5 protein-coding genes and 1 pseudogene are annotated in these 3,326 nt (G+C 36.7%); all 6 read right to left on the bottom strand.

What is annotated here, in order from left to right:
- The coding region (locus HMPREF1320_RS10870; protein ID WP_232207519.1) for a helix-turn-helix domain-containing protein at window positions 1–176 on the bottom strand (176 nt) is incomplete at its 3' end.
- Between the two features lie 348 nt (window positions 177–524).
- Window positions 525–1,241: a GNAT family N-acetyltransferase gene (locus HMPREF1320_RS00925; RefSeq protein ID WP_009417140.1), complete on the bottom strand. Its 717-nt coding sequence runs from the start codon at window positions 1,239–1,241 to the stop codon at window positions 525–527.
- Between the two features lie 249 nt (window positions 1,242–1,490).
- Window positions 1,491–1,694: pseudogene (locus tag HMPREF1320_RS11595) on the bottom strand (DNA alkylation repair protein); the annotation flags it as partial.
- A 288-nt stretch (window positions 1,695–1,982) separates the two neighbouring features.
- The gene (locus HMPREF1320_RS11445; protein WP_015781801.1) at window positions 1,983–2,138 is read right to left on the bottom strand and encodes a hypothetical protein; all 156 of its coding nucleotides are present in this window, start codon (window positions 2,136–2,138) and stop codon (window positions 1,983–1,985) included.
- Window positions 2,116–2,709, bottom strand: coding sequence for a zeta toxin family protein (locus tag HMPREF1320_RS00915; protein WP_009417139.1), 594 nt, complete (start codon window positions 2,707–2,709; stop codon window positions 2,116–2,118). The genes HMPREF1320_RS11445 and HMPREF1320_RS00915 overlap by 23 nt, the downstream gene beginning before the upstream one ends.
- On the bottom strand, window positions 2,702–3,326 hold a 625-nt coding region (locus tag HMPREF1320_RS00910; RefSeq protein ID WP_034553758.1), incomplete at its 5' end, for a Type 1 glutamine amidotransferase-like domain-containing protein. The genes HMPREF1320_RS00915 and HMPREF1320_RS00910, both read right to left, overlap by 8 nt.

The raw sequence follows: 3,326 nt of genomic DNA, 5'->3' as shown, positions 1-3,326 counted from the left end.
TGAGCTACTTTTGGACTGTATTTTCCTGTCTTTGTTTTGTTTCTTGACAGCTCTCGACTGACGGTAGAGGGATTACACTCTGCATAAAGAGCAATATCTTTTTGTTTGATTCCGCTTGCTTTTAAAGCAGAAATTACCGACCTTTGCACCAAATTTAAATGCTTATATTCTTTCATTGTCATTTACAAAGAAAAGCATTTATTTTGAAAGAGAAAAGACTTTTATAGTTTTTTCTCTTTTTTTATTTTTCAGAGGGTTGCCCCTTAGAGGCAAAACCCTCTGAAAAATAAAAGTTTTACTAAAAATTACTACTTAAAATTGCAATTATTAGTGGAACTTACAGTACCTTTGAGAAAAAAAACAAGAAGTATTATGAACTCAATTGTATTACAAGCAACGATTAATGAAGTCGATTATCCTATTTTTTTAGGATTGTAATTCTGATGATGAAAAAGTAATTTATTTGATGAGACTTGGAAGTCATTCAGAGTTATTTAAAATGTAAGGTTTTACTATTGATTCATCTATTCTTTTGCTAATTCTCTCAACTTCTTCAAAGATTTCTGTTGCTTACCCTGCGAGTCGAAATTCTCAGGGGAGAGCCATTGTTCAAGAATACATTTATTGACAGTCCATTCCTTATCAATCATAGTAAACCAAGCGGTGTCACGTGAACGCCCTTTGTAAACTACGGCTTGCCTGAACGTACCCTCATATACAAACCCCAAGCGCTCGGCAGCACGCCGAGAAGGCGCATTAAGACTGTCACATTTCCATTCGTAACGCCTGTACCGGAGGGTCTCAAACACATATTTTGCCAACAAATACTGCGCCTCTGTAGCCATACGCGTACGCTGCAAAGCCGGCGAATAGATAACCCATCCCACTTCTATCACTCTATTTTTAGGGTCTATACGCATTAGAGAGAGCGTACCCACGGCTTTTCGTGTTTGCTTATTTACAATTGTCAGAAAATAAGGGTCAGCAGAGGCTTCCTGCTCAGTGAGTAAAGCGTGCAACTCCTCTTTATCCTTCATAGGAGCTATAGGTAGATACGTCCAATCAGGTATCACGGCATTGGCTTCCAAATAGAAATCACTCAAATCGTCTAAATGTTTCTCTACAGAAAGAGGTTCCAATAGACAATAATTTCCCTTTAAAAGAGTTATATGAGGGGGTTCTCCTACTGAAAAATCAGGTAATGCCTCCCCTATGGGTTGATGATACTCGTTTGTGGTCATTGTGTAATTTGTTAATTAGTATATTTGCCAATTGACACATTTTTATTAGTTAATTATAATCAGTTGATACGCCAAGCATTTGTCTACTACTTCCTCGACGGTGGGGTCGTCATAGTGCGGGCGTTGTAGTTTTCCGGATAGAATAACAACGAACTGCCTTCAGGGTGAGGTACATTGCTATCAAATAGCTCCATTAGTTCCTCTTGGCGGTCGTCATCGTCTTCTTCTATGATTTGGTATTAAGTGTATGAGTTGCTTAAACAAAGGATCATAGAGGTCAGTATTTGCATATTTTTCATATAACAATGCTCCTATAAGTCTAATAGTATTCTGTGAATGGTCTATTGCTAACCATTCGGTAAGGTTTACCGTTTCTATGCTGCCCGCACTTAGTAGCGAAAGTACTTCGGCAGGGATATCTACCGCCTTTTGAACCCCTTTCCTGTTTTTAATGTCTTAGGTCATAAACTTAATTAATGTGAGTTCGTTGTAAGAAATATATAGTTAAACATTTATTAATCAAATAAATAAACAGCTTCGCTGTTTTTTAGCTCTCGCACGGATTACACGAATTTAACACGGATAGTCTTTCAATTGATAACTGACAAATATAATATGCACGGATAGGTAGCTGGCGCTGCTGGATTTACACAGATTGTAATGCAAATATAATTGTAAATCAGTGTTTTGTTATATCGAACTGACGTTAATTAATGTGTTAATTGATACTTTTGCTAATTCCTATGGAGTGATAGTTACGATTTTTCCCTCGCGGCGCACCACAATCTTTTGGTTATTCTTGCGTTTTTCGGCAATCATTCGCTCATAAGCAAGGTCTAAACCTTTTAAAAGTTTGTCTTTTAGACTCTCTTTTTTAGTTATTTCCTCTTTCATCATTATTTTTCATCAAGTTAAACTTGTCGTTGTTATAAATTACTATATCCTTATGCCTTTCCTTTTGAGCTATAAGTTCCTTTCTCCCTTCTGAATTATCAAATATATAACAAATATCTACTATATCTATATAGATAGTAAAGAGATTGGCAATGCCGTTATAATATCTTCTTTCAATGGTTTCTAAGGGAATACTATGACCTCCTTCAGCAACTCGCTGGGCGACCCGTTCTTTAGCTATATTGGGTGAGTCTAACCAAAAGAACAACAGCGTAACCTCATAGCCATTAGCTTGTGCCCATTCTATTTTTTGCTTATAGCTTTTAGTAGCCAAAGTAGTTTCGAAGGCAAAAGTTTCTCCTTTTTGCAATAATTCGTCCATACGAGCGAGCATTATTCGCCCTGCTTGCATAGCCACACTTTCGGGCTGGAAAGGCGATAGCCCCTTAGCGATTTCGTCGGCATTGATAAACTCTTTGCAACCAAGTACTTCGGGTAAAATAGTAAAGGAAGCAGTGGTTTTTCCCGCACCATTACAACCTGCTATGATATAGAGTTTTGGGAGCTTAGACATCATTAAAACTATTTCTTTGCTGCTCGTTTGGGTTTTCAAGTGTTTTTATTTCATTACCTAAAACAGTAATTACTTGATTGTTGGAAATAGGTCGCAAATCTATTTTGGGTGAATATTCGTTTACTACTTTTTGAGAAGATTCCTTAAAAGGAAAGTTCAAATAATGAGGTAATAAATAAAAATCTACCAAATGCAACCCCGAATATTCTGTTAGTTCAGGGGCTTTTTTGGGTTCGTCCATATCGCTAACAAATTCAATATTAGGTGAAGCAATAACAGAACCTGCCGAAGTGCCTATGTACAATTTTCCGTTATTAATTTGTTCAATAAGTAGTTTGTCAGCTCCTTTCTTTTTTAGTTCCTGCATTAGGTAGAATGTATTCCCTCCAGAAATAAAAATATAATCATTCCGCTCTAATGCTTGGGCTACCTCTTCGGTAGTAGCGGTAGAAACTTCTAATTCTTCTATGATAAGACCTAATTTTTCAAAGGCTTTTCTATCGTCATCGACATAAAAACGCACTTTTTCTACCAAACTTGCTGTTAGAATAAATGCTAGTTTCTTTCCTTTTACGGGTTCACCTGCAAAATCTTCAAACAATTTTGCTACTGAACTG

Source organism: Capnocytophaga sp. oral taxon 335 str. F0486 (genome assembly GCF_000277665.1).
Lineage (GTDB): Bacteria > Bacteroidota > Bacteroidia > Flavobacteriales > Flavobacteriaceae > Capnocytophaga > Capnocytophaga ochracea.
The sequence above is the reverse complement of the archived record's forward strand: the minus strand, read 5'-3'. Positions and strand labels throughout refer to the sequence as shown.

What these genes read in the sequence shown, in the direction of transcription:
- HMPREF1320_RS00915 (WP_009417139.1), bottom strand. Translation starts at nt 2,709, where the DNA reads ATGTCTAAGCTCCCAAAACTCTATATCATAGCAGGTTGTAATGGTGCG.
- HMPREF1320_RS11445 (WP_015781801.1), bottom strand. Translation starts at nt 2,138, where the DNA reads ATGATGAAAGAGGAAATAACTAAAAAAGAGAGTCTAAAAGACAAACTT.
- HMPREF1320_RS00925 (WP_009417140.1), bottom strand. Translation starts at nt 1,241, where the DNA reads ATGACCACAAACGAGTATCATCAACCCATAGGGGAGGCATTACCTGAT.